Source organism: Vibrio sp. ZF57 (assembly GCF_001691235.1).
In the GTDB taxonomy this organism is placed as follows: Bacteria; Pseudomonadota; Gammaproteobacteria; order Enterobacterales; family Vibrionaceae; genus Vibrio; species Vibrio crassostreae_C.
Genome location: NZ_MAKD01000109.1, coordinates 1 through 23,023, shown reverse-complemented (window position 1 = coordinate 23,023; position 23,023 = coordinate 1). Strand labels below are relative to the sequence as shown.

Genomic DNA, 23,023 nt, shown 5'->3' with positions numbered 1-23,023 from the left:
ATTCGGCATGAAAACGGTAGTTTGTGTATGATTTTTGTTTGGCGACTAAACCATGTCACTTACTACCGTTTTTGTTTTTAGTTCCCGCTAATACGCGATGAACCTTATTTGTTTCGACCTAGTGAGTCAGAAACAGATAAACGGCTCTTTTATTGAGTGGGTGCTGGATTCGAAATCTAGCTCACGAAACCTTAGAGATTGAGTCTACTCAGTGATCTCTTGCAGCACTTCTCCGATTGACCCGCTTGGTTGGGTGATACCCAGTTTGTTCGAAAGCGTTGGCGCAATGTCATATGGCGTCACTGGTCGCGATACCTTCTTAGCTTCAACGTCGTAGCCTGCAAAGATCACAGGCACATGAGTGTCGTATTTCCACGGAGAACCATGTGTAGAGGCAATTTGGAGGCCTTCCATGTCGTTAATGTAGCTGCGCGGTGCAAATACTACGTAAACGTCGCCAGAACGAGCAGGGTGGTAGTTGTTTTTAATTAGCTGCATCACATGCGTATCCGGTACTCGGTTAGCCGCAATGTCACTACTTGATACAGCAAACGCAACACCTTTCACTTTTGCAATTTCATCCGCAATAGCTTCTTGGACCTTAGCCAGATCAAGCTTCTTCTCAGCGATCAGATCATGATTCAGATAGATGTAAGGTTGTGCGTACAAGCGAATCGCGTCTTTGGTTAAACCAAATTCATCCTTCAATCGTTTCTCAACACCACTCGAGAGTAGTGTGTCTTTATTGAAGTATTGAGCTTGATTGAAACCAAGCGCATTTGCCGCAGGTGAAGATTCAGGTACACCGTGGTCGGCAGACAGCACAATCAATGTGTTTTCTAGCCCGACTTGGTTATCCACGGTTTTGAAAAGCTTAGCGAGAGTCTTATCAAGTCGGATAAGGTTGTCTTCTGTTTCTAGGCTTTCAGGGCCGTAAAGGTGCACCACGTAGTCATTTGATGAGAAACTCACTGACAGATAATCGGTCACGTCGCCTTGGCCAAGCTTCTCTTGCATCAACAAGGTGCTAGCGAAGTTTTCCGTGATTTCGTCACCAGCAGGGCTGACGGTTAGCGTTGTGCTGTAGTACTTGTAACTTGCCGGGCCATAAGGATGAGGGAAGGTGCGTTGGAAGTCACCGAGTTTCACTTTGTGTTCGGTATCGTGTTCTTGCAACGTGTATTTATCACGCGGTAATGAGAGCTCCCATTTCTGTTTGGAATACTGAGCAGCAATCGCTTTCTCGTTCCAGCGTGATACCCAATCTGGATACTCGTCATAGTAATAGTTACTGGTGACAAACTCCGATTGTGCTTTGGAGAACCAGAAGGCTTTACCACTGTGTCCTGCCAATGAGATTGCGCCGCGGTCTTTCACTGATACACCGAATACTTTTGATTTGCCACTATTGGAAATCGTCAGTTCGTCACCAAACGTGGTGGAGAGTATTGGCTCTGGAGAGCGGCCATCGCCTTGTGCTGTCTTCTGCGTTGGGTCGATCTCTGTTGCTTTATCGACACCTGCACCAGAGGTCAGCATTTGGTAGTTACCGTCTTCTACGTTATACACCAAACGTTCTTCGCTACGGTCATACCAAACGTTACCTACCATGCCGTGTACGCTCGGTGGAGCACCTGTTGCAAGCGACACATGGCCCACGATCGTTTCCGTGTTGCCATGTTGGTAGTTTGCGTTGGTGTAGTAGGTACCATCATCCATTAAGTACCGGAAACCGCCTTCACCGAAGTTGTGCTTATATCGTTCGATTAGATCTGCGCGCAGGCCATCTACCGTGATTTGAAGGACTAGATTTGGCTTTTCCTCAGCTGAAGCTGGGAGAGCGCAGAGTAACGCGAGGGTTAGTCCTGAAAGCTTGGTGTATTGCATAGAGTTTCCTTATTCACTGTTGCCGCTGAGTTCTAATGTTTGGTCAGGTTTCCAACGTTTGGCCAGATTTGTAACGTGTGTGCAGTGCGAATCGTATTTTTAGTATTGTTGGTGACGATTAGTGAACCATAACCTTCGGCATCTTTAGTTAGTTCGCTTCGTTAGCTAGTTCACATCCTTAACTAAACGCAGCCCCATATCTGACATAGTGATCGATTGGCTTGCGAAGTCACGACGGTAACTTTCAGATTCATTTTCGTCATAAGCAAAGCTGCCACCGCGAACCGATTTGTGTGATAAACCGACGTCGCTGTGTTTTGCGTTGTTAGGGTTGTCTGTTGGACCGAATCGGTAGAAGGTGTCATCGAAGGCATCGATAACAAACTCGCCCACGTTTCCTGTCATGTCATATAAGCCTAGTTCATTTGGTTTCTTTAGCCCGACTGGATGTGCGCTATTTTTAGAATTTGCTGAGTACCACGCAACATCATCTAAGTTATTGGAACCACTGTAAGTATAGCCTTTACTTTTATTGCCACCTTTGGCTGCAAATTCCCATTCAGCTTCAGTAGGCAGACGGTATTCTTCACCCGTTAATTCATTCAACTGCTCAACAAAATAGTTTGCTTGCTGCCAACTAAGGTTATTGACCGGAACTTGTAGGTTTTGGAAATAACTGAGAGATGAACCCATCACCGATTCGAACAATTCTTGAGTCACCTCGAACTTCGCAATATAGAAACTATCTACAGTTACATTACGTGCAGGACGCTCTGCTTTGGTCGCTTCTGGACCGTTCGACCCCATGGTGAATGTGCCGCCTTCAACCAACACCATCTCTTGGTCAATTTGTTGGGCGATGGGGTGTGTAGGCACGCTTGCACAGCCACTCAGAAGGATAGTCATGGTGACGCTGCTAATTGTTGCTAACTGTTTGTAATTAAGAAATTTCATCACGTGCCTCAGATGTTCGAAATAGGGTCTAATTCTAACGTTTAAGGTCATTCCTATTGGTTATAAAGGGTATAACATGTCACCTGTTCGAATAGGAATTATGATGGGTCCAGAATACTAAAATAGGTAGGTAAATCATGCATATTACTCAAGGTCCACAATATAACGGTAAAGCGTCTAAGCGCTTGCATGTCATGGCTAAGCCGATTGGCGCAGCATGCAACATTGACTGTAAATATTGTTACTACCTAAGTAAGCAAGATTTGTTGGAGTACAAGAAAGGCAGTTCTCCAAGAATGGATGATGAGACGTTAGAAACCTACATCCGACAATACATCGAAGGTCAAAACACGGCAGAAATCATCTTCTCATGGCAGGGCGGTGAACCGACCATGCTAGGCTTGGCGTATTTTGAACGCGTGGTTGAGCTACAGAAAAAGTACCAACCTGAAGGTGTATTGATTTCAAACGACTTACAAACCAATGGTACATTGTTGAATGATGATTGGGCTGAGTTTCTTGCGAAGAACAACTTCCTGATCGGTTTGAGTATTGATGGTCCTGAAATGCTGCACAATGCTTATCGTGTTAACAGAGCTGGCCGTGGCACATTCAAACAAGTGATGGCGGCTGTGGAGCTGCTGCACAAACACCAAGTGAAGTTCGCAACGCTTACCTGTGTGAATAACCTCACCAGTCAAAATGCACTTGAGGTCTATCGCTTCCTACGTGATGTGGTGAAGTCACCGCAAATGCAGTTTATTCCTATCGTTGAACAGAAAACGTTCCGAACGGTTGCACCACAAACATCCCAAGTAAGCGAGCAGCTTAAACAAGGCGACAAACGCCTGATCCCCGGCCATAAAGATTCAATCATGGAATCGTGGTGTGTGTCGGACTTGGCTTGGGGTAACTTTTTGATTTCTGTGTTTGACGAGTGGGCCAAGAACGACATCGGCAAGGTGTTTGTTCAGTATTTTGAAGCGAGCGTAGAAACATGGATTGGGCGTCCGAACCCACTGTGTACCTTGAATGAGATATGCGGAAAGGGCTTGGCAATGGAGCCAAATGGCGACGTATTTTCATGCGACCATTATGTTTACCCTGAATACAAGATTGGCAATATTCATCACGAGAAACTTGATGATTTGGCGTACAGCGCACCACAGCAAAAGTTTGGTTTTGCTAAATCCCGTACACTGACCAGTCAATGTCAGCAGTGTGATTACAAGTTCGCTTGTCATGGTGAGTGCCCTAAGAACCGCTTTATCAAAACTCGTGTAGGTGAACCGGGTTTGAACTACTTATGTGCTGGTTGGCATAAGTTCTTTTCTCATGTCGATAAGTCGATGGCGTACATCGCTCGCGCGATGGGGCATCCGGTTGCTCATGGTAAATTCAGCGACTCAGTATTGATGGCGCATCGAGCAAAACAGGCGCAACAAGCTACGTTCGAGACCAAGTTTTAACTCGTTCTTTGGATCAACAGGTCCAAGAAAAATTTAATCAGATACGAGTCTAAGGACAGGCTAAGTTCTCCAGTTTAAGGTAATACTATGAAGAAGAGTTTAGCGACGGCTGTTGCTTTATTGATTTCAACGTCCGCATTAATTTCAACGTCTGCGATGGCTGCGAATAGCGTTCAACAAACGGTTGACGCGCCAGCACAAAATATCAATCAAATGCTTGAAATGACGGACACTCAAACCCGCATTCAACAGTTGTCTTACATGGCACAAGATCAGAATCAATCTGTTGAAAATCGTACTGGTGCACTGCAAGAGCTTGCTTCATATCCAAGCCAAAATGCGCTGGTGGCGGTGGCAAGAGGCTTAAAAGATCAAAACCCTGAAGTTCGTGAAGCGGCGGTTATCGGTTCTGAACCTTACCAACTTGAACATCGCTGGGCGTTAGTTTCACCCTTGCTAAAAGACAGCGATACCATGGTTCGCCATACGGCAACGTCAAACCTAGTCCGTGACTTCAATGCATTGGATGACGAGCAGAAAGCACAAATTGAACCACCAGTCATAGAGCTTATTAGCTTCTTGGAAACGCAAGAATCTGAAAAGTACCAATTACTGTTTGCTGATGTGCTTCGTTGGCACAATGATTGGGATAAGGCGGAAACGGTTTATCTAGAGCTGATCAATACGCATCCAAAAGAAGCGCAAGTTTGGTTGAGCTACGCAGATAATTTTCGAGCTCAGAACAAAGATAAGCAAGCAGTCGAAGTATTAGATCGTGGTTTGGAGAGCGTGCCAAACAACGCCGCTCTGCATTATTCGAAATCGTTGACTCTGGTTCGCCTTGAAGACAAAACTGCGGCAGCCAAAGAGATTGAAGTGGCTGCGAAGCTAGCGAAAGATAACAGCTACTACTGGTACCTAAATGGGGTATTACAAGAAGAGTTGGATATCGACAAGTCGACTAAATCGTTCGAGAAAGCATATTTGATCTCTGGTTCTCCAGAGCAGCTATACGCGGTATGCGATATCTATGTGCGCTACGGAAATGAAAAGACCGATGATTGCTTAGGTGAGCTAGGTAAAGTAGCTCCTGACTATGTTATTGATCAGTTGAAAGATAAACGAGTAGCGCCAAGCTCATAATATCCTAATGAGTAATTAGCGAAGCCTATAATGAAAAGCCAGTCGACACGTTCGACTGGCTTTTTCGCATCCATGAACTGCTTAGACGAGGTTCAAGCAACTAAAGACAAAATAAGGGCAAGCCTGTTACTTGCCCATTTCGTTTTATTATTCACCCATAGAGCTTGATGCACGGCGTCTGTCGGTCGCGCCATAGATCTTGCCATCTTTGACTTCAATGGCATTCAAGCCACTGACGACTGGAATGACATGCACCGGATAACCGAGCTGCATGAACTCTGGTACTAACATTTCGGCGTAGGTTTTCTTTTCGACGAGCAAACCCGTTGGGTCGTAAGGTTTGGTGCGATCAATCTTGGTCTTTGTCTTTTTGGTAAAACAGCGCAAAAGTACCGCCGCCAATCCCAGTCATATCCGGTTCAACCACCGACATTGTCATCTGCATCGCCACCATTGCATCGACTGCATTACCTCCTTGCTTGAGTACCGAATACCCAGTGCTGCTTACATATGGATTCGTTGCACTTACCATAAACTCTTCGCCAGTTTCGTCTGGCGTAATTGGAAAAGGATTTGGGTTAGAAGACGAAACTCAACATGATCGTATAAAGGACGGCATCTTTGTCATCAAAACCAGTAAGTGCATTGAAATTCTCAACAAAGGCACCGTTTGCTTTACGAGCCTCAAAATATTGCACTTCGCCATTGATGGAGACGTTAGGTAACACATCGTAATCCACACCAATTAGGTAGCTGTTTCCTTTTAGGTGTTCGTGAGAATCAAACTCTGCTCCGTAAACGACGTATGGAGTGAATAAATCTAGTCTGTAGCCCAAACTAGCGTACATCGAGGACGAGATGTCACTGATCTGTCCTTCACTTGCAAGCACCGCTTGACCTAATTCATACTCAACACCTAACGACCAAAGTTGAATGTGTTGGTTGTCTTGTTTGCTACTGAATGGAGCTGTTATCGAAGTCCCAGGGATTGTAATCGTGCCAGAAACGGTTTGATCAAAATTGGAGTTGAGGAATGACAAGTTCCAACGATAGTTTTCACCGCTCAATTGAAGATTGGCACCGAACATTCGGTTGGTTTCAAATTCCAGCTCTGTACTCGAATTAAAGTCAACTTTGTTTTTGTCTTTTACACCGAAGAAAGGTGAGAGCAATAGCGTTGCTTTATCACTGACATCATGAGTCCAGCTCACTTTTATACCGTTGAAAGCTGTGTCTCCGAGAACGCTGTTATACACCTCTGTCGGTGGCCTTGCTGTCATATAGGCTTGGCCCACATAGTAGTACTCAGAGGCAAGGAATAATGGTAGTCGTAATCGACCAATGCTGACATCAAAGTCATTAAATTCATAACCTAAGTAAGCCCACTCTAGCTGCGGCTCACTCCAATCATATTGGGGTGGCTTGACAACTTGCACGGAAGCTTTGAATGAGTTGTAGAAGTAATCGAGTTGAACACCAAATGTGGTATCACAGTCGTAACAGCTCTCATCAGTAAAACCGCGGTTGATGATTAATGGATTATCGTTATCCGATGTTGCCCAAGACGTTGAGCCAAAGCCACTCAAGGATAAATTATCGGTAAGTTCGATATTCGCAAAAGCCGGAGAGGCCATTGAGGCACATAACACTGACGTAATTATTCTTTTCATATTATTTCTCCGAACTTATAACGTAGAGAACGTTGGCATTTTGAGGAACCGAAGAGAGTGGGGAGTAACCAATACGGTTTGGTTTGTCATCAAGCCAGTCGACTAAGCTGTCGGTTGACGCCGTTTTGATTTCTTTTGGATAACGCGCTTTTCCTGAAAAAGATAAACCAGCCCAGTGTGCATTCATTTGAGCGGCATTTTTTCCAAGCAAAAGCTGATAAAAGTCCTCTCTTTCGGCACTGTTCTCAGGCCAATCAGACAGTTCAACACGTTTGCCATTGAGGTGCTTAGTTTTCCCTCTATAGAGCTTTCGCGCTTTGTTTATTGATATCTCTTCAAATCCGGAGTCTAAAGAAAATATGGCATAATCTTCAGCGGCGTGAGCAGGGCTTAGAAAAAGCAAGCTTCCTAATAGCCCTACCGCGACTGGCAACATGACTCTGCGGGGAAGTGTTTTTATTGTTCTAATCCAATCCATGAGGTATCTCCTAACAAGTCGCACTCTCTATTTGATGGAATAGCTTTTCTTTTCTTACGGGCTTCGCTACGTATCCATCCATTCCGGAATCAAAGCACTTTTGAATATCATCATCCATAACACTGGCGGTTAACGCGATAATAGGAGTTTTGCTTAAGCCTTGGTTTTTCTCGTGTTCTCGAATCTCCTTAGTTGCCGTGAAACCGTCCATAACAGGCATCATGCAATCCATCAAAATAATGTCGAAGCTACTGTCGTTCTGGTACATATCAACGGCAATTTGTCCGTTGTCTGCAATTTCAAAGGCATATCCGGCCTTCTTCAGCATGATAGAAGCTACTTTTTGATTGACGCGGTTGTCTTCGACTAGCAAGATTCTCTCTGATTTGCTCGGAATTGCGTTTTGTTCCGCTTCTTCAGGCAAAGTACGTTTGGTCGCAGCCCCGTTGATAATTGGAGTGACAGTTGCAGGTTGTTTCTTAGGTTGAGCTTTATAGGAAGCTGGTAGTGGCATAGCTTCTACCGCGGTGAGTACTTTCTCTTTAAGCATTTCGAACTTGAATGGTTTTGATACATAGTCATCCATACCAACGTCGAAACACCTCTGAATATCGTCATCGATGACACTGGCGGTCAATGCAATGATAGGGATGCGTCGCGTCGCTTCTGTTTCTTTTTCAATTCTTCGGATGTTGCTTGTTGCATCAAAGCCATCCATAACCGGCATCATGCAGTCCATGAGTATCACCGCGTAATGAGGATTAGCGGTGAACATGTCCACAGCTTCTTGACCATTATTAGCGAACTCGAATTCAAAACCACTTTTACCGACATGAAGACCAGCAATTTTTTGGTTGATCTTGTTGTCTTCAACGATGAGGATTTTGTGTTGGATCTCGACTGATGTCTGGCTTGCTTCCGATAGTTCCGCCAAACCTCGAGTATCACAAAGCTCAATAGCTTTAATTAAACGCAAGCCGAGTAGGGGCTGTGCGACTTGTGCAGTAACGCTGTCACCAAGATCCGCTGGCTCACTTAAGAAGGAGCGTATCAAACAGATAGTGATGCCGTTTTGGTGCAGCTTTTCTAAGTTATCTGCGTGGGTATTAGCTAGGAATGCGTCATCTTCGGCGAAAACAACAGTAATAGGTTTAGTGTGTTTTTGAGTGGAGAGCTGCTCTGTAATTGCCGTTATATCATTCGTTTTATCGGTAACCTTCAAACCATAAAGGTTAAGGTCGGACTCGATTCGCTCGGAGAGCATGTTTTCGTTACCCAGCACATAAATATCAGCCGTTGCTGTACTTGGTTTTGGCAGTATCAAGTCAACAGGCAATACCAAGTCGAAGTAGAAACAGCTTCCTTCACCTTTGACGGAGTCGAGTTGAATTTGACCACCCATCAGCTCTACCAACTGTGTACTGATGGCTAGACCAAGACCAGTACCACCAAATTGACGTGTGGTTGAATCGTCTTCTTGAGCGAACGGTTCAAATATCTGTTTTTGTTGCAGTGAATCGATACCAATACCCGTGTCTCGTACAGCAAATCGAATAGTGGCATTGTTATCTGCTTTGTTGAGCGTTTGAATTGATAATGTGACGCCACCTTCAGCCGTAAACTTCACCGCATTCGACATAAAGTTCATCAAGATCTGTCTTAAACGGTGATCGTCTATCATCACGCGTGCTGGTGTATCTGGGCTGATATCAACGTTAATCGATATTCTTTGTTCTTTCGCTTTTGGTGCCATAATAGAGGCGATGTCGTATATCGACTCTCTAATCGATGCAGAATGCGGGCTGATTAATAGCATGCCAGACTCAATTTTAGAGAAGTCTAAGATATCGTTGATTAAGCTAAGGAGCAGTTGGGATGAAGTTTCGATCGTATCAACATAGTCACGTTGTGTCGGTGTAAGCGGCGTATCTGCGAGGATTTCCGAAATACCAATAACACCATTGAGCGGGGTGCGAATTTCATGAGACATGTTGGCCAAGAAGCTACTTTTTGCTTTGCTGGCTTGTATTGCGTGGTCTTTCGCGTGTTCGGCATCCTCTTTGGCTCTCTCTGCGTCTTCTTTTGCTACCGTCAATCTCTCTTTCGCGAGCTCTCGTTCGATGGTCAATCGTTCAACTTGCTGAGCAAACAGACTGAGTTCATCTTTACCTTGGATTAATTTATCTAAAGAAGGGCGCGTGTCATCATTTTCGCTTTTTAAGAAAGCTAACACCAAATTAAGGTTGTTAGTGACTTGTCTCGCCAAGCTAAGAGTTAAACCCATAACAATCGCAGCCAGCAAAGCGACGATTGAAATAAACAGGGTTCGTTGTATTTGCGCGCCATAGATGGCTTGCTCAACTTCTTGTTGAAACTCTTGCTTGATTACGCCGCCAAGGCTTTGTAATAAGTTGAGCCGTGCGCTCATCGCTTCTAAGCCGACAGACACTTCTTGTGGCGTCAGTTGGCTGATTGTATTTAGGTCGAGTAGCGCGCTTCTTATCTCTTGGCTTTGAGCAAACACATCATTTCGAAACACTTCAACCATCAAAGAAACTTGATGTTCGTTGGCGTTCAATGAAACAAAGCGCTCTAAGAACAATTGCTGTCTTTCACTCAAGGTTTTGATCTGTTCGGCGAGTTCTGGGTCGTACTCTTGGCTGATTTGGAAGATCTCAATCAGTGAACTACCAAGCTTGAACTCTTCGTTCGACCAAAACATCAACCACTCAAGTTGTTGAAGGGCAGTGAGGTGCTGTTGAATTTCACGTTTAGTGTTTTCAAAAGGGACTTTCTCTACTTCAAGTAACAGTTGCTTGTATAAATCGCTCTGCCATTCGAGGGCATCCAATTTATCGTAAGTGTCAGTCACTTGCATCGTCGATAAGGTCGCTTCGCTGAAATCGGCAACAAGTTGATTCATTTCACCAGATGCGTCTAAAAAAATGATGGGAGACAGGTTTTTAAGTTCTGCCTTTACTTGGTTGCTTTGAGTAGCAAACTCTTCAGGGCTAGAGGCTAAGGTACTTCTATACAAAATAGAAATATCTTGAAGATAGACAGATAACTGATTGGTTCGTTCAAAATCGGTTAACTGAGTCGTTAATATATAAGCCTGTCTACCTGCTAGGAAGAGTAATAATGAAATGGGAAGTAGAACTAAGCCAAAGAGTTTATGTTTGACTGAAAGGTTATTCCAAACCGTAATCGCCATATAAGGATCCATCCAACTGTCGTTATATAAAAACAGTAGAATAAAAATGCCGATATGGAAACTTTGAAACGGTAAATTTTACGTAAGTGTGGGAGAGGTATAAGTTCTTGTGATTCCAGAGCTTATTTTGAAATGCGTTCTTTTATTAGTAATTTATAGCGTTTGGCAGTTTGTTTAATTTTATGCTTATTGATGAATCACTTAAAAAGCTTACTAATGAGGACGATTGTTATCGAGGCTTAATTCGAAAAGAAGTTGCTCTAATACGGTTTTTGCAGAGGGTTCTAATGTCCAAATACCGAGCATTCTGTTAAGTGCGGCGCGATACACTCTGTTTTTTAGTAGGAAGGCGAGTGTGCTCGTATCATTGCTGAATACGTGCATTTGTACGATGGTGAGCTCTGCTTTGTTCTCAATGTCTATTTTCTGAAGATTGAAAGCGGGTAGGAAGGCAGACTCATACCAAACCTCAACGATCTCTCGAAGCTCCATCTCTTCTTCAGGTACATCGCACTCCTGAAGTTGGTGGTTTTCAGGAATTGCGGATAAGTAAGCTACATCAAGCTTGTCTGCAACGAATGTGTACATATTCTTCCTTGTTACCTGAGGTATTGGGGCGAATCATCCCTCTCGCTTATGAATTTGTCAATTATATCCATTTCCCTAAATAGCGAATTGTGATTAAGCGTTGAGGTTTTAGCTTAAGCTGTTTAAGTATTTGTCTGTTAAGCCAAAATATTTCAAATTTCCATCCGGCTCTAACACTAAACTCATGTTTGATGTTGCGATCAAACCAGGGTCGTTGGTCGAAAAAATCACGGTCTTATTCAGCAACTTATCGCTGAACAAACGGTTAAAGTACTGCGCATTTTCATTTTCTGCACCATTGAATGGCTCATCAATAATAATCAGAGATTGCTCACAGTTACCTAAGCCGAGTGCCAGACGCAATTTTTGTTGAATTCCATTCGGGAGACTTTTGCATTTATCCACGCTTAACTGAGTAGCTAAGCCTTCCGGAAGCCATTCATCTAACTCGAAGAAGCTCACCATCTCTTGCATCTTGTCTGTTGGAATCAGTCCGTTGTGTAAAATGAAGTTGGTCTCAAGTGAGCCTTCAAAAATATGCAAATTGAAAGGGATGTAGTTAATCGACGTGCGATAACGGTAGCTATTGAACTGTTTAATGTTGTAACCATCGACAGATACAGCGCCTTGATAGCGGTCTTCTAACCCAGCAATGATTGAAATTAAGGTGGTTTTACCGCAGCCCGTAGGGCCACAAATGACCACTTTGGCACTGGGTGGCACTTTGAAACCAAGGTTGGTTAAGCCGGTCGCCGCTCCTGCATATCGGTGACTGACACCGCTGCCCACAATGCTTCCTTGGAACAGGCGAATAGGTGGGCTTTTTTCTAAGGTCAATTTGTCGTCATTCATCGACATCAGGTTGTTTATCTGTGCTGATGAAGCCTTGATCGATTGGAACTTGGAAATTGAGTTATAGATACCCATGATTGGGCCTAACGCTTTCCAAACCAAAATAACGGTTGCGAGCATGGCACCCGCATCAGAAGTACCTTCCATCACGCCGATTACCGCGGTCACGATACTTGCTGTACCAATCACTTGGATCAAACTACCGCCAGCGGCCTGAATCTTACTGTTAGTCACGGCAACGTTCTCTGCATCGCTGGTGCTTTGCATATGCGATGCACTGAATCGAGATTGAACGACACGAAGTAAAGGCAGGCCTTGGATTGTTTTGATACCACGAAGGATTTCGTTCCATTGATACGAGACCATCGCATTGGCGCGCGAACTTTTGGATGTGGCTTGCGAGTAGATATAGCGCGAGTAAATACAGAACACTAACATCAGTATTAAACCACCCATCACCACTAATGCCGCTGTACCAGACATCAGAGCAATGGCGATGATAAATACGATCACAAACGGCATATCAAAATAGCTGAGCGTCGATTCGGCAGTCACCAAGCGTCGGAAGGTATCGATATCTTTCAAACGTGCTAGCTGAGAAGAGACCCCAGCAGTAGATGTCATCGCATAGGGTAGCCAAAGCAACTTAGATATAACGGCTTGCGAGATGTGCACGGCGAGGTCTTTACCGGAAGTGGCAATGATGTTGACCCGCATTTTCTTAAAGAAGTATTCAGAGAAGCCGACAATAATGGCGAATAAGGTTAGCCAATAGAGTGTGGCTTCGGAGCTCGAAGTCAGTGCGAAGTTATATACACTCATAATAAAGAATGGCTGCAATGCACCGAGAATACTGATGACGAAGCTGAGAATGATCAGGCTTTTAAGTTCATTGTTATAACGATAGAAAGCGTATTTAATCCAATTGCTTCTGTCTTGCGATTCCGGAGGTGGCTCGCGGAACAGACGAGAATATTCGCTAATCGCAATCAGCAAACAGGGCTTTTTGCACATTGGGTATTCAATGGTGTTGTTGTTCGTGTAATCAAACAGCAGCAACTTTCCATCTTTGGTGCCTAAGAAAATCGCACTTAGATTCTCTATTTCAATAAAGCATGGCTGAGGGTGTTTATCTATATTCTCGAGTGTCTTTAATTTGGTCACATCACAGCGATACCCAAGACGCTCTATGGTTGCTGTAAAGCTGTCGCTGTCTTTGTGTTTCGGAATAAAAGCATCGCTGAGTATCGTGGGTGTGCCTTCCCATTCGAGTGCTATCAAGGTGTAGGCCAAACCGCGGATAAGTGGCGATTGACTGTAACGTTCGTCGTATCCGCTGGATTCAAAATCCAAGACACGTTGCGGTACATTATTGAAGTCGACTAAGATACTCATTGGTCACCTCCGGTAAGTTTTACGCGTTTGAGGCGATGGTTAAGCTTGTCCATTTTATTACTGGCGATGATCAAGATTTTGTCGTTGGCTCGATAAGCCGTACTGGTGAGAACCATTCGTGCAAATTCCTCATCAAACACACAGTCGATGTCATCAAATATCAATACGCGCTTACTGGCGAGCAGGGCGCGAACTAATAATAGGGCGTAGCCAACTTGGCGTGAGAATGGGTTACGCATATGGCCTTTGAGTTCTGTATAAAAACCGGCAGGAAGCCCATCAATTTGAGCTTTGATGTTCATGGTTTCACACAGTGCAAACGCCGTGTTATTCAAGCTTGGGCGGAAACAGGTGAGGTTATCGATAATCGTCCCTTCTACGAACGAACTGGTCTTATCAACCATCAGAACACTGTTACGCCAAACGTTGTAATTGACGTCATCCAAAGGCGTGTCGTTAATCATGATATCTAGTTTGCTATCACTGTTCTGACGCGTAATACAGTTAGCGAGGTGGGTCTTACCTGAACCACTTTTCCCTGTCAGCAAATAGGCTTGTCCGAGTTCGAACTCGATACGCTGCTTTTCAGAATACTTAACCGAGATACGTTCTACTTCTGTTGTTTCATGTTGGTGTTCAACAGAGGCGGCCAATTCAAGGAGGTCAACGATACGCTGAATATGGAGTTTGTTTAACTCCCAACGGCTCGCGGTGCGCATCACTTGTTGGTAAGGCGCAAAATAACGGTTGGTTAGCATGATGATCGCGGCCATGATGCCTTGGCTAGATTCCATATTGATAACGGCCGTTGCCAGTACCACAACAACACAAGCTATAGAAAGCTGTTGGATGAGCGCCAATATTAGGCTGAAGTTAGATTCAATCTGCTCATATTTGATGTTCTCAACTTCGCGCTCTTCGACCATTTGTGTCATCAGGCTTTCAACGCGGTATTCCATATTTCGAGCTTTGATATCAAGCGGGCTAGAGATGATCTCAATGATTTTGGAGGTAGTTAACCCTTCGATGTCTGACTTATTCTGCAAACTACCAATCTTTTGTTTGGAAAGGCTCCACGCAAAAATAGCCAAGATGACAGAGGCAATCAGAAGGGTAATGCCAGCCCATATGTTGATGAGTCCTATGATGAGGATAGTGATCACGCTGACGGCAAGGTTGATAAGCGCTCGAACCGATTCGCCACCAAAGAAGGTTTTCAATTCAGGAATGGTTGAGATTCGTTCTAGGTATTCGCCTGGCTCCAAACGTCGGAACTTAGAGATTTCCGCCAAACAGATGGATTGAAATACCTTATTGGTTAAGTTGGTCTCAAACTGCCTCATGATGACAGAGGAAATCTTCTCTTCCTGATTTTTTAAGTGATAGTCGAGGAAGATAGAAATCAAGATAATCGCGAACAATAAGAACAGAGTATCTTGTGCTTGGTTGGGTAACACTCGGTCAAAAATGATCAGAATGGAGAAGGGCAGTACCAAACCAAACAGGGTCGATATTATCGTTGAGAAAGTCAGATAACACTTATCTGCCATGTTGATCTTTTGCGAAAACTGCTCAGTTTGCATTGCGACCTCCTTTCCTCAACGACTCCGTTGAGAGAAGATGTTTAGGCACCAAATCTTGATTGTCTCGTCCCTCAATATCGCTCATTAATTGCATCACGCTTTCGATAGATTGAATTGAGAGTATTCCCTTAATTTGCTCAAGCTTGATGGTCTCGATGATGTAGTCGTATCGTGCGCTTTCGTAGTCTCTTAAGGCGCTGAATAGTTTACTTTCCGCCGCCAGCAAGTCGGTGATAGTACGCGTGCCCAATTGGTAGGCTCTTTGGATCCCTTTATAAGACGCGTAGTTGGCGCGAATGATGTTTTCGTAACTGCTTATAGACTGCGAGAAATCGTTAATGTTGAGCACGGAGGTATTCACACTGTTACGTGTGGTGTAAAGCGAATCTTGGTAAAGCAGCTCAGTACGTTCGATGGCCGTCGATGATTTTTGATAGCCGTAGTAATCAGAGCCACCAGACAAGATAGGAACTGCTAGGTTTAACCCAACACTGGTTGAGTTACTTTCGCCTGTCGCTGTAATGTCGGTTTTGTCGAAGTTATTGGCGTCATCGTGTCGATAGCTGGCTGAAAGCGATACGGTCGGTAAGAAGTTCGAACCGCTCTCTTTTAAGCTTCTGCGGCTTCTCTCGACGTTTTTCTTAGCCACTAACAAGTCGTTGTTGAGCTTTAACGCTTGATCCATGATTGATCGTTGTTCGGTTTCGTTTATCTCTTTTAAAGGCACACTTTCGTAGATATCTTGAGACGGAGTGATAGGGTATTGAATCTGAATCGATAGCCCGTTGAGAATGACGCGACGGTCTTTCTGCAAGGTTCTCAATCGATTCGACACACCTTCTTTCTGAGCAATCACTTCGTAAAGCTCACTGGCGGCTGTATTGCCGAGTTCCACATTGCGTCGCATTTGATGTTCACGCGTCTCAGACGACTTAAGCTCTACCTTGGTCGCTTTAATTTGTGCGTTGTTTTTCAAATACTCAAAGTATTGAGAGCCGATTTCTGAAATAGTGCTTTGGATTTTGTTCTCGTGTTTAATCTCTTCAATGTTGAAGTCGAGCTTTGCCGTCCCATATTTGAAAATATCGCCCAGATTGAAGATCGATTGAGAAAGGGAAAGGCTGTAGCTGTTCGAGTTATAGCTTGAAGTTTCATCAGGCACACTTGATAGCAAGGTTTCATTTTCATTCCATGTGGTATCGGCAGCACCATTGAGGGAAGGAAGAAATTTTGAGCGGCTGATACCAATGTTGTACTCGTTCTCTTCGACCCCTTTATCACTCGCCCGAAGAGAAAGGCTGTTCTGCAGACCGAGTTCTACCGCCTCAAGCAGGGTAGTCGCCGATGCTGAAGGTGTCGTGCTTAATGTAAGCGCAGCTATGATGCTGCTAGTTAAGTTTTTGTACCGCCACATACTTGTTGATCACCTTGATGATTTGGTCGCTTTTATAAGGTTTGCTGATCACGTAATCCATTCCGGCCTCAATACAAGCCTGGTGTTCGTTACTGCTGGTCAATGCGGTTGCACCTATGATGGTACAAGGGTTTTTCTCGTTTTGTTGTTCGAATTGGCGAATACGTTTTGTTGCTTCGATGCCGCCCATCCCCGGCATGATGCAATCCATGAAGATGATGTCAGAGCGCTTATTCATGAAGTGCTTCACAGCATCGGCGCCATCGCCAACCATGTCGGGTTCGTATTCTTGCTTGGTCAAGATTCGTTTCAGTAAAATTTGTTGAACTCGGTCATCCTCTACGATCAGGAATGAGCTGTTCTCCATCTGTTCTTCCGATGCTTCCGCTTCCATAATGGTGAGTAGGTTTGGAATGAACTCATAAGGGATAGCAGGGGCGTTGATGATTTTGTCGACGAAGCTATGACACTCTTGTGCTTGCTGAGTGTTGGTCACTGACAACAGTAACTTGGTATTTGGGTGGTTCTTAAGCTGAGATTTCACAGTCTTACTTAGTGAGGGCAGTTTGTTGGGTTCAAAGGTATCGGTGAGCATAATCGCATCGTAATCACCGAACGTTTTCGCCGCTGAGAAAAGCTCATTTGCAGTGCGAATCTCGGTGATATCAAGCCCCAAGTTACTGAGCATTTTCTTCATCACATCGATGCGAACTTGAGTATTAGCACACAAGAGTAAACGCTTGCCATCAAAGCGAGTTTTCTCTGTGTGGAAGTTCTTAGCCTTAAGATCAAGCTCGATCTGAAAACGTTCCTGAGCCCCTGACTGGAACCAGTGGCTCTCGTAATATCCGTAATCCTTCAGAACGCTTTTCGCTAAGTCATCTGTGCTGGCTGTATGGTCTTTGTGTGCGCTCCAATGGAGTTTGTTGAGCTTGGCAACAGAAACATCCAGTGTTGATAAGAAGTTGAGGTTGATGGTGACACGGGTATTTTCCATGTCTGAAGCCGCACCCGATTCAATCGTTACAAACAGTTTCTTATTTGATTTGAGTTGAATGGCATTGGAAAGCTGCAGGAACAATATCCAGAACAAGCTGGTGGATTGACCTTCTACACGATTGGGTAAGTTGTCAGAGATAAAACAGTCAAGTTGGCTTTCATTACGTTGTACTTTGGCACTGATATGAATCATTAATTCAGATAACACACTCAGTAAAGAGAACTCTTTCGACTTGCTTTCCGTACCCTGTGATATCAAGCGATTATAGTTTTCTGCTAACTCAGATAGTGTGCTACACGCAGAGGTAATATCGTTCGCCATCAACACGCCGTTTTCATCGGTTTCTTGAACCAGATATTGGACGCCACCGTTGATGGTGTTTGTAATTCCGCGAATCTCATAACCGATCAGCGCATACAACTGTTTGTAGAGATCGTTATTGCGCTTTTGGTCTTCTAATTTACTGAAAATAAGTTTGAGATGAGAGTAAATCTGACGCTGCTTGGGGTTGATGCTAACTTCATTAAGAAGCTCTTCAAGACGTTGTAAATCTAGCTGCTTCAGCTCTTGATACAGGGCATCGAATTCATAGTCGATTTCGCGTTCGTTAGAACTGGATTTCTTTAGCTTCAACATAGCAACTGAGTTGGATAGAATCGTAATCACAGCCAATATCACGACCACCATAAACAGCCAGATAAAGAACTCGTTTTTTTCTGACATTAAGTCATTTGCATGGTTGTTAAACATGGTGCGATAGTTGTCGTCCATCTGCAGATAGTTATTGGTCAATGAAAGGTACAAGCCTAATACGTCGTTACGTGTTTTTGCGCTATCGGAGAAACGATTAATCGCCAATTCCAGTTGTGTGTATTCAGTTGCCCCAACCAAGCTGAACTCGGTTTTGTTCAACGAGGCTAAAGAGCGAAATTCATCAATTTCAAGCTTCAAGTTAACCAGGTTGAATTGGTTAGTGCCGCAAGTGTTGGTACTTAAACACTGTTGCAGAGTTTGAATATCTTGTTCTATGGTCTGATTAAGCTTCTGGGCTTGTATGAGCAGTGGGGCGCTTTGCACTTGTGCGACTGAATCTATTTTTGACCAAGAACAGTATAAATAGAAAGCGAGCGCAGCCAATACCACGCTAAATAGTATGCTTAGACGTAGGGCGGGTATGGAAATATTGTACGAAGGTTTACCGCTCATTGATTATCTCTCATCGAAAGCATCCTCGATGGCTGACATCACCGGTTTCGCAGCGTATTCGATCACGCGACGCGAGCCTGTTTTCACATCAGCGGTAAACTCCATGTAAGGTGATAACTTGTATTGAGTGCCTCCTCGTTCAAGAAAGTTTCGGTCAATTTCAATCTCAGCTAAATAGAATTCAGCGTCTTCTTCTTCGTATGATGAACGGCTGATTGAGGCGATGGTTCCCTCAACAAACCCGTATTTTGCAAAGTTATAGGTATCCATTTTTACTTTCACTGCCTGACCAATTTCGACAAATCCCATGTCTTTACGTGGGATCTTCGCTTCACCGTGTAACGAATTATTTATTGGGGCAATATCGGCGATACTTTCTCCTGGCGGAATCACAGCAGAACGGAAATTGAAGTGAAGTTTATCGACCACACCATCGACTGGCGAGTAGACGACTAGGCGATCAACCTTGTCGGAATGCTGCGGTTGTAAGATTCGCTTTAGCTTGAGGTCTTTGTTCGCTTGAATGATTTGTGCTTGGTACTCAGAGTTTCGATTCTCAACCAAGTCACGGTGTTGCTTTTCCAGTTTGTCGAGTTGGAAACGCTCATTCATCACAGATTCGTCAAGGTTCTCAATCTCACGCACCATATTCGACTCTTGTACTTTCATGTTAAGAACGTCGACATAAGACGCCATCTCTTCTTTATAGAGGGTGTTTTTGATGTTGAGCTGCTTACGTATCAGAGAGAGTTGATTCTCTGAACTTTTGCGACGCTTTAACATTGAACTGATCAACGAGTTCTTGTGCTTAATATCGTGTGTAATGAGTTCTTCATTTGAACGGTTTTTAGAGAATTCTTGTCTCCAGGTATTCATGTTGACCTGAACTTGCTCAGGGTATTTCTCAATGAAAGCGTCGAAGTTAGGCTCTATCATGTCGCGTAAGCTTTCATAACGAATCTTATCGAGCTCTATCTGAATAATTTCAGTATTGACGGTATCAAGTTGAGTGTTACGGTCAAGTGAGCGTATTCGAGCGATAGGTTGGCCCTCATAAACGACTTCCCCTTTTCTGACTAACAATTCTTCTAATATCCCGCCTTCTAAATGTTGAACTTTCTCAACATCCGATTCCAATAGCAGTTCTCCACGTACAGAAACAACAATGTCAATACGTGCTTGTGACGCCACGGCGATAGCGACCAAAGCGAGCAAGAATATAATGAGCAACGTTTTGTGAACGCTGGTCATGGCACTAGCAAGCACAATAGTGTCATCAGCTGTGACCTTAGAAGCCTCGTTATTGGAAACAAGTGCTTTTCTGAGGTGATGTTCTATTTGGTTATTGCTCATGACTGACCTCGGTTACTTGCCATCTATTACTTCCTTAATATCCAACAAGTGGTTGATTTGTCGATTGACGTTGTGCAATTCAGTTTTTACATCCTCTATTAGATCTTCCGGCGCAGGAAACTCGTGTCTACTCAAGTGTTCCAATTTGGCCATTTTTGGCGGAAGGTCTTGGTCGCAAAGCAACGTTAAGATGGTCTTCAATCGTTTTGAGTAACTGTTGAGTTCATCAAAACGATTACCTTTATGAAGCGCTTCTATATTTAGGGCTGCGTCAGAAAAGTCATTGTAAAAGTCGCCTAATAGCAATTGCAGCCCTTTGTGGTTGTTGTCGACCGAGCGCAACAAATTCGTCATGTCTATCATCGCTCCACTCCCTTAATTGCTTTAATCACAATAACTAAGGATGTTTAAAGGTAGTTTTCAAATTTTTTTTGATTCTTTATGTATAAAAAGAAAAATATGAAAAATGTTGTATAAAAACTTGGTTTTTCAAAATGGTGTCCTTTAATGCCTCTAAATACGATCAGTTAGCTAGTAGCAACGGAGGCTGTAATGGCAGGCGAAAATAACCAAAACAACCAAAATGAAGATCTCAATGACGCGGTAGAACAAACGGACACGAACGACGCGGGTACGCCCTCCCAACAGCAGAATCAACAAAATCAACAAAATACGATTGCGTCGACAATAGCGACGGGTGCTGAAAATGCGGATGCGGCAGACGAAGTTAACCAGGCTTTAGACGAAAATCCGAGTGGTGCAGGTAATGCTGAAGATGCCTCTGTTTCTGGTGCGGCTGTGCAAGAAGAGACGCCAGAAAGTGATGGAGATTCAGACGCTGCACAATCCAATGTAGTTGGTGGAGCCGCTTCTGAAGCTGGCTCGGATAACGCTGCTGGCAGTGGTGGCGGTGCTGGAGCGGGCGCACAAGCTGTAGGTGGTGATATCGCAGAGGCTGCGACAGGTGGTGTAGACGCTGAAGGTAATGAAGAACAAGGCCAAGCTGCGCGTACTTCAGCAGCGCCGAGTGCGACATCTTCAGAGTCGGGTGACCAACAAGTTGGTGATGAGCTAGATTCACAAACAGTAGAAGAGACGTTTGCAGTTGATGTTCAAGCTTCTGACGAAGAGACCATTAGCGAAGTAGAGGATGACTTTGATTCTGAAACGGTAAGCGAAACGTTTAAAATCAAAGTGGAAAGTGAAAATGATGCGCCAGAAGCTGAACAAGATCTGGCTTACATCATGGATGAAGATGGCTCCATAACATTCACTCAAGAACAATTACTCGAATACGCAAGTGATGTAGATGGGGACGAGCTTGTTGCTTCTAACGTTCAAGTTGGTGATGATGCAACAGTTCAAGACAATGGTGATGGTACTTTCACCGTTGTTCCTTCAGCTGATTTTAATGGTGAACTTGACCTTACTTTCGACATCAGTGACGGCCAAGAAACGATTAGCAGCGCAATTGATTTAACGGTACGCCCGATTAATGACGCGCCTGTTCCTGAAGATAAAACGTTTGAAATCGAGGAAGACGGAACTCTTGTATTCACCGACGCTGACCTCCTTTCTGGTGCGACAGACATTGAAGGTGACAACCTAACGGTTGAAGGTGTGACCTACGATGGTGGCGACGGTATCCTGACCGACAACGGCAACGGGACTTACACCTTTGCGCCAAACGAAAACTTCAATGGCGACGTAAACTTCGGCTTCGATGTATCAGACGGCACCGATACGGTCTCTGCCAACATCGATGTGAGTGTAACTGCCGTTGATGATGCACCTGTGTCAGGCGATTTAGCGTACTCAATCGACGAAGATGGTTCTATCCGTCTAAGCCAAGAGCAACTGTTATCACAAGCATCTGATGTTGAAGGCGATGACCTTACTGCTAGTGGCCTAACGGTTGACGGTGATGCAACGGTTGTAGCTAATGATGACGGCAGTTTCACCATTACGCCAGATGAGAACTTCAATGGCGACATCGATATCAGCTTCGATATCTCAGATGGTACCAATACGGTTCAAGCATCAGCTGACCTAACCGTTAACCCAGTTAATGACCTGCCAGTACCTCAAGATCAACAGTTCAGTGTTGAAGAAGATGGAACGCTTATCTTCACCGATGCAGACCTATTAACAGGCGCTACTGACATTGAAGGCGACAACCTAACGGTTGAAGGTGTGACCTACGATGGTGGCGACGGTATCCTTACTGACAATGGCAACGGTACATACACCTTTGCGCCGAATGAAAACTTCAATGGTGACGTAAACTTCGGTTTTGATGTGTCTGACGGCACCACCTTTGCGCCAAATGAAAACTTCAATGGTGACGTAAACTTCGGCTTCGATGTCTCTGACGGAACCGATACGGTATCAGCAAACATCGACGTGAGCGTAACTGCCGTTGATGATGCGCCAGTGTCTGGCGACCTAGCGTACTCAATCGATGAAGATGGTTCTATCCGTCTAAGCCAAGAGCAACTGTTATCACAAGCATCTGATGTGGAAGGCGATGACCTGACTGCTAGCGGCCTAACGGTTGGTGGTGATGCAACCGTTACTCAAAACGATGACGGCAGCTTCACGATTACGCCAGATGAGAACTTCAATGGTGACATCGATATCAACTTCGATATCTCAGATGGTACTAACACCGTTCAAGCTTCAGCTGACCTAACCGTTAACCCAGTAAATGATTTGCCAGTACCTCAAGATCAACAATTCAGTGTTGAAGAAGACGGCACGTTAATCTTCACCGATGCAGACCTATTAACAGGCGCTACTGACATTGAAGGCGACAAC

At 44.3% G+C, this 23,023-nt stretch carries 16 protein-coding genes and 1 pseudogene; 3 read left to right on the top strand and 14 right to left on the bottom strand.

Annotated features, from left to right (window positions below):
* Positions 1-204: 204 nt before the first annotated feature.
* Positions 205-1,887 (bottom strand): alkaline phosphatase family protein, encoded by a 1,683-nt coding sequence (locus A6D97_RS16970; RefSeq protein WP_017069461.1) that lies wholly within the window; start codon positions 1,885-1,887, stop codon positions 205-207.
* 165 nt (positions 1,888-2,052) lie between these two features.
* On the bottom strand, positions 2,053-2,841 hold the full coding sequence (locus A6D97_RS16965) for an SUMF1/EgtB/PvdO family nonheme iron enzyme (RefSeq protein ID WP_065584867.1): 789 nt from the start codon (positions 2,839-2,841) through the stop codon (positions 2,053-2,055).
* Positions 2,842-2,978: 137 nt separating this feature from the next.
* On the opposite strand from A6D97_RS16965, the gene A6D97_RS16960 reads away from it, so the two are divergent.
* On the top strand, positions 2,979-4,310 hold the full coding sequence (locus tag A6D97_RS16960) for an anaerobic sulfatase maturase (RefSeq protein WP_065584866.1): 1,332 nt from the start codon (positions 2,979-2,981) through the stop codon (positions 4,308-4,310).
* A gap of 87 nt (positions 4,311-4,397) precedes the next feature.
* Positions 4,398-5,453: a HEAT repeat domain-containing protein gene (locus A6D97_RS16955; RefSeq protein WP_065584865.1), complete on the top strand. Its 1,056-nt coding sequence runs from the start codon at positions 4,398-4,400 to the stop codon at positions 5,451-5,453.
* 147 nt (positions 5,454-5,600) lie between these two features.
* On the opposite strand, the gene A6D97_RS21880 is transcribed toward A6D97_RS16955, so the two are convergent.
* The 12 genes and pseudogenes from A6D97_RS21880 to A6D97_RS16905 all read right to left on the bottom strand — a co-directional run bounded on the left by A6D97_RS21880 (position 5,601) and on the right by A6D97_RS16905 (position 20,569).
* Positions 5,601-5,840, bottom strand: coding sequence for a hypothetical protein (locus A6D97_RS21880; protein WP_133151224.1), 240 nt, complete (start codon positions 5,838-5,840; stop codon positions 5,601-5,603).
* Positions 5,809-6,015, bottom strand: a pseudogene (locus A6D97_RS21660) (gamma-glutamyltransferase); the annotation flags it as partial. The pseudogene A6D97_RS21660 and the gene A6D97_RS21880, both read right to left, overlap by 32 nt.
* A 16-nt stretch (positions 6,016-6,031) precedes the next feature.
* Positions 6,032-7,123: a sulfate ABC transporter permease gene (locus tag A6D97_RS16950; RefSeq protein ID WP_065584864.1), complete on the bottom strand. Its 1,092-nt coding sequence runs from the start codon at positions 7,121-7,123 to the stop codon at positions 6,032-6,034.
* 1 nt (position 7,124) lies between these two features.
* Positions 7,125-7,601 (bottom strand): hypothetical protein, encoded by a 477-nt coding sequence (locus A6D97_RS16945; RefSeq protein WP_065584863.1) that lies wholly within the window; start codon positions 7,599-7,601, stop codon positions 7,125-7,127.
* Between the two features lie 10 nt (positions 7,602-7,611).
* Positions 7,612-10,815 carry a response regulator gene (locus tag A6D97_RS16940; RefSeq protein WP_065584862.1) on the bottom strand — a complete coding sequence of 1,068 codons (3,204 nt, stop codon included), beginning with the start codon at positions 10,813-10,815 and terminating at the stop codon, positions 7,612-7,614.
* 213 nt (positions 10,816-11,028) lie between these two features.
* On the bottom strand, positions 11,029-11,403 hold the full coding sequence (locus A6D97_RS16935) for a hypothetical protein (RefSeq protein WP_017060464.1): 375 nt from the start codon (positions 11,401-11,403) through the stop codon (positions 11,029-11,031).
* Positions 11,404-11,511: 108 nt separating this feature from the next.
* Complete coding sequence (locus A6D97_RS16930; RefSeq protein WP_065584861.1) at positions 11,512-13,650, bottom strand: ATP-binding cassette domain-containing protein; 2,139 nt, start codon at positions 13,648-13,650, stop codon at positions 11,512-11,514.
* Complete coding sequence (locus A6D97_RS16925) at positions 13,647-15,233, bottom strand: ABC transporter transmembrane domain-containing protein (RefSeq protein WP_017060462.1); 1,587 nt, start codon at positions 15,231-15,233, stop codon at positions 13,647-13,649. Before A6D97_RS16925 ends, A6D97_RS16930 begins: the two co-directional genes overlap by 4 nt.
* On the bottom strand, positions 15,223-16,647 hold the full coding sequence (locus tag A6D97_RS16920; protein WP_017064679.1) for a TolC family protein: 1,425 nt from the start codon (positions 16,645-16,647) through the stop codon (positions 15,223-15,225). The genes A6D97_RS16925 and A6D97_RS16920 overlap by 11 nt, the downstream gene beginning before the upstream one ends.
* Positions 16,622-18,853 (bottom strand): response regulator, encoded by a 2,232-nt coding sequence (locus A6D97_RS16915; protein WP_029236454.1) that lies wholly within the window; start codon positions 18,851-18,853, stop codon positions 16,622-16,624. The genes A6D97_RS16920 and A6D97_RS16915 overlap by 26 nt, the downstream gene beginning before the upstream one ends.
* Before the next feature lie 3 nt (positions 18,854-18,856).
* The gene (locus A6D97_RS16910) at positions 18,857-20,206 is read right to left on the bottom strand and encodes an HlyD family type I secretion periplasmic adaptor subunit (RefSeq protein WP_017060459.1); all 1,350 of its coding nucleotides are present in this window, start codon (positions 20,204-20,206) and stop codon (positions 18,857-18,859) included.
* Between the two features lie 12 nt (positions 20,207-20,218).
* Complete coding sequence (locus A6D97_RS16905) at positions 20,219-20,569, bottom strand: hypothetical protein (RefSeq protein ID WP_065584860.1); 351 nt, start codon at positions 20,567-20,569, stop codon at positions 20,219-20,221.
* Positions 20,570-20,758: 189 nt separating this feature from the next.
* Between A6D97_RS16905 and A6D97_RS16900 the strand changes: the two genes are divergently transcribed.
* The coding region (locus tag A6D97_RS16900) for a tandem-95 repeat protein (protein ID WP_139074325.1) at positions 20,759-23,023 on the top strand (2,265 nt) is incomplete at its 3' end.

What these genes read in the sequence shown, in the direction of transcription:
- A6D97_RS16970 (WP_017069461.1), bottom strand. Translation starts at nt 1,887, where the DNA reads ATGCAATACACCAAGCTTTCAGGACTAACCCTCGCGTTACTCTGCGCT.
- A6D97_RS16965 (WP_065584867.1), bottom strand. Translation starts at nt 2,841, where the DNA reads ATGAAATTTCTTAATTACAAACAGTTAGCAACAATTAGCAGCGTCACC.
- A6D97_RS16960 (WP_065584866.1), top strand. Translation starts at nt 2,979, where the DNA reads ATGCATATTACTCAAGGTCCACAATATAACGGTAAAGCGTCTAAGCGC.
- A6D97_RS16955 (WP_065584865.1), top strand. Translation starts at nt 4,398, where the DNA reads ATGAAGAAGAGTTTAGCGACGGCTGTTGCTTTATTGATTTCAACGTCC.
- A6D97_RS16950 (WP_065584864.1), bottom strand. Translation starts at nt 7,123, where the DNA reads ATGAAAAGAATAATTACGTCAGTGTTATGTGCCTCAATGGCCTCTCCG.
- A6D97_RS16945 (WP_065584863.1), bottom strand. Translation starts at nt 7,601, where the DNA reads ATGGATTGGATTAGAACAATAAAAACACTTCCCCGCAGAGTCATGTTG.
- A6D97_RS16940 (WP_065584862.1), bottom strand. Translation starts at nt 10,815, where the DNA reads ATGGCGATTACGGTTTGGAATAACCTTTCAGTCAAACATAAACTCTTT.
- A6D97_RS16935 (WP_017060464.1), bottom strand. Translation starts at nt 11,403, where the DNA reads ATGTACACATTCGTTGCAGACAAGCTTGATGTAGCTTACTTATCCGCA.
- A6D97_RS16930 (WP_065584861.1), bottom strand. Translation starts at nt 13,650, where the DNA reads ATGAGTATCTTAGTCGACTTCAATAATGTACCGCAACGTGTCTTGGAT.
- A6D97_RS16925 (WP_017060462.1), bottom strand. Translation starts at nt 15,233, where the DNA reads ATGCAAACTGAGCAGTTTTCGCAAAAGATCAACATGGCAGATAAGTGT.
- A6D97_RS16920 (WP_017064679.1), bottom strand. Translation starts at nt 16,647, where the DNA reads ATGTGGCGGTACAAAAACTTAACTAGCAGCATCATAGCTGCGCTTACA.
- A6D97_RS16915 (WP_029236454.1), bottom strand. Translation starts at nt 18,853, where the DNA reads ATGAGCGGTAAACCTTCGTACAATATTTCCATACCCGCCCTACGTCTA.
- A6D97_RS16910 (WP_017060459.1), bottom strand. Translation starts at nt 20,206, where the DNA reads ATGAGCAATAACCAAATAGAACATCACCTCAGAAAAGCACTTGTTTCC.
- A6D97_RS16905 (WP_065584860.1), bottom strand. Translation starts at nt 20,569, where the DNA reads ATGATAGACATGACGAATTTGTTGCGCTCGGTCGACAACAACCACAAA.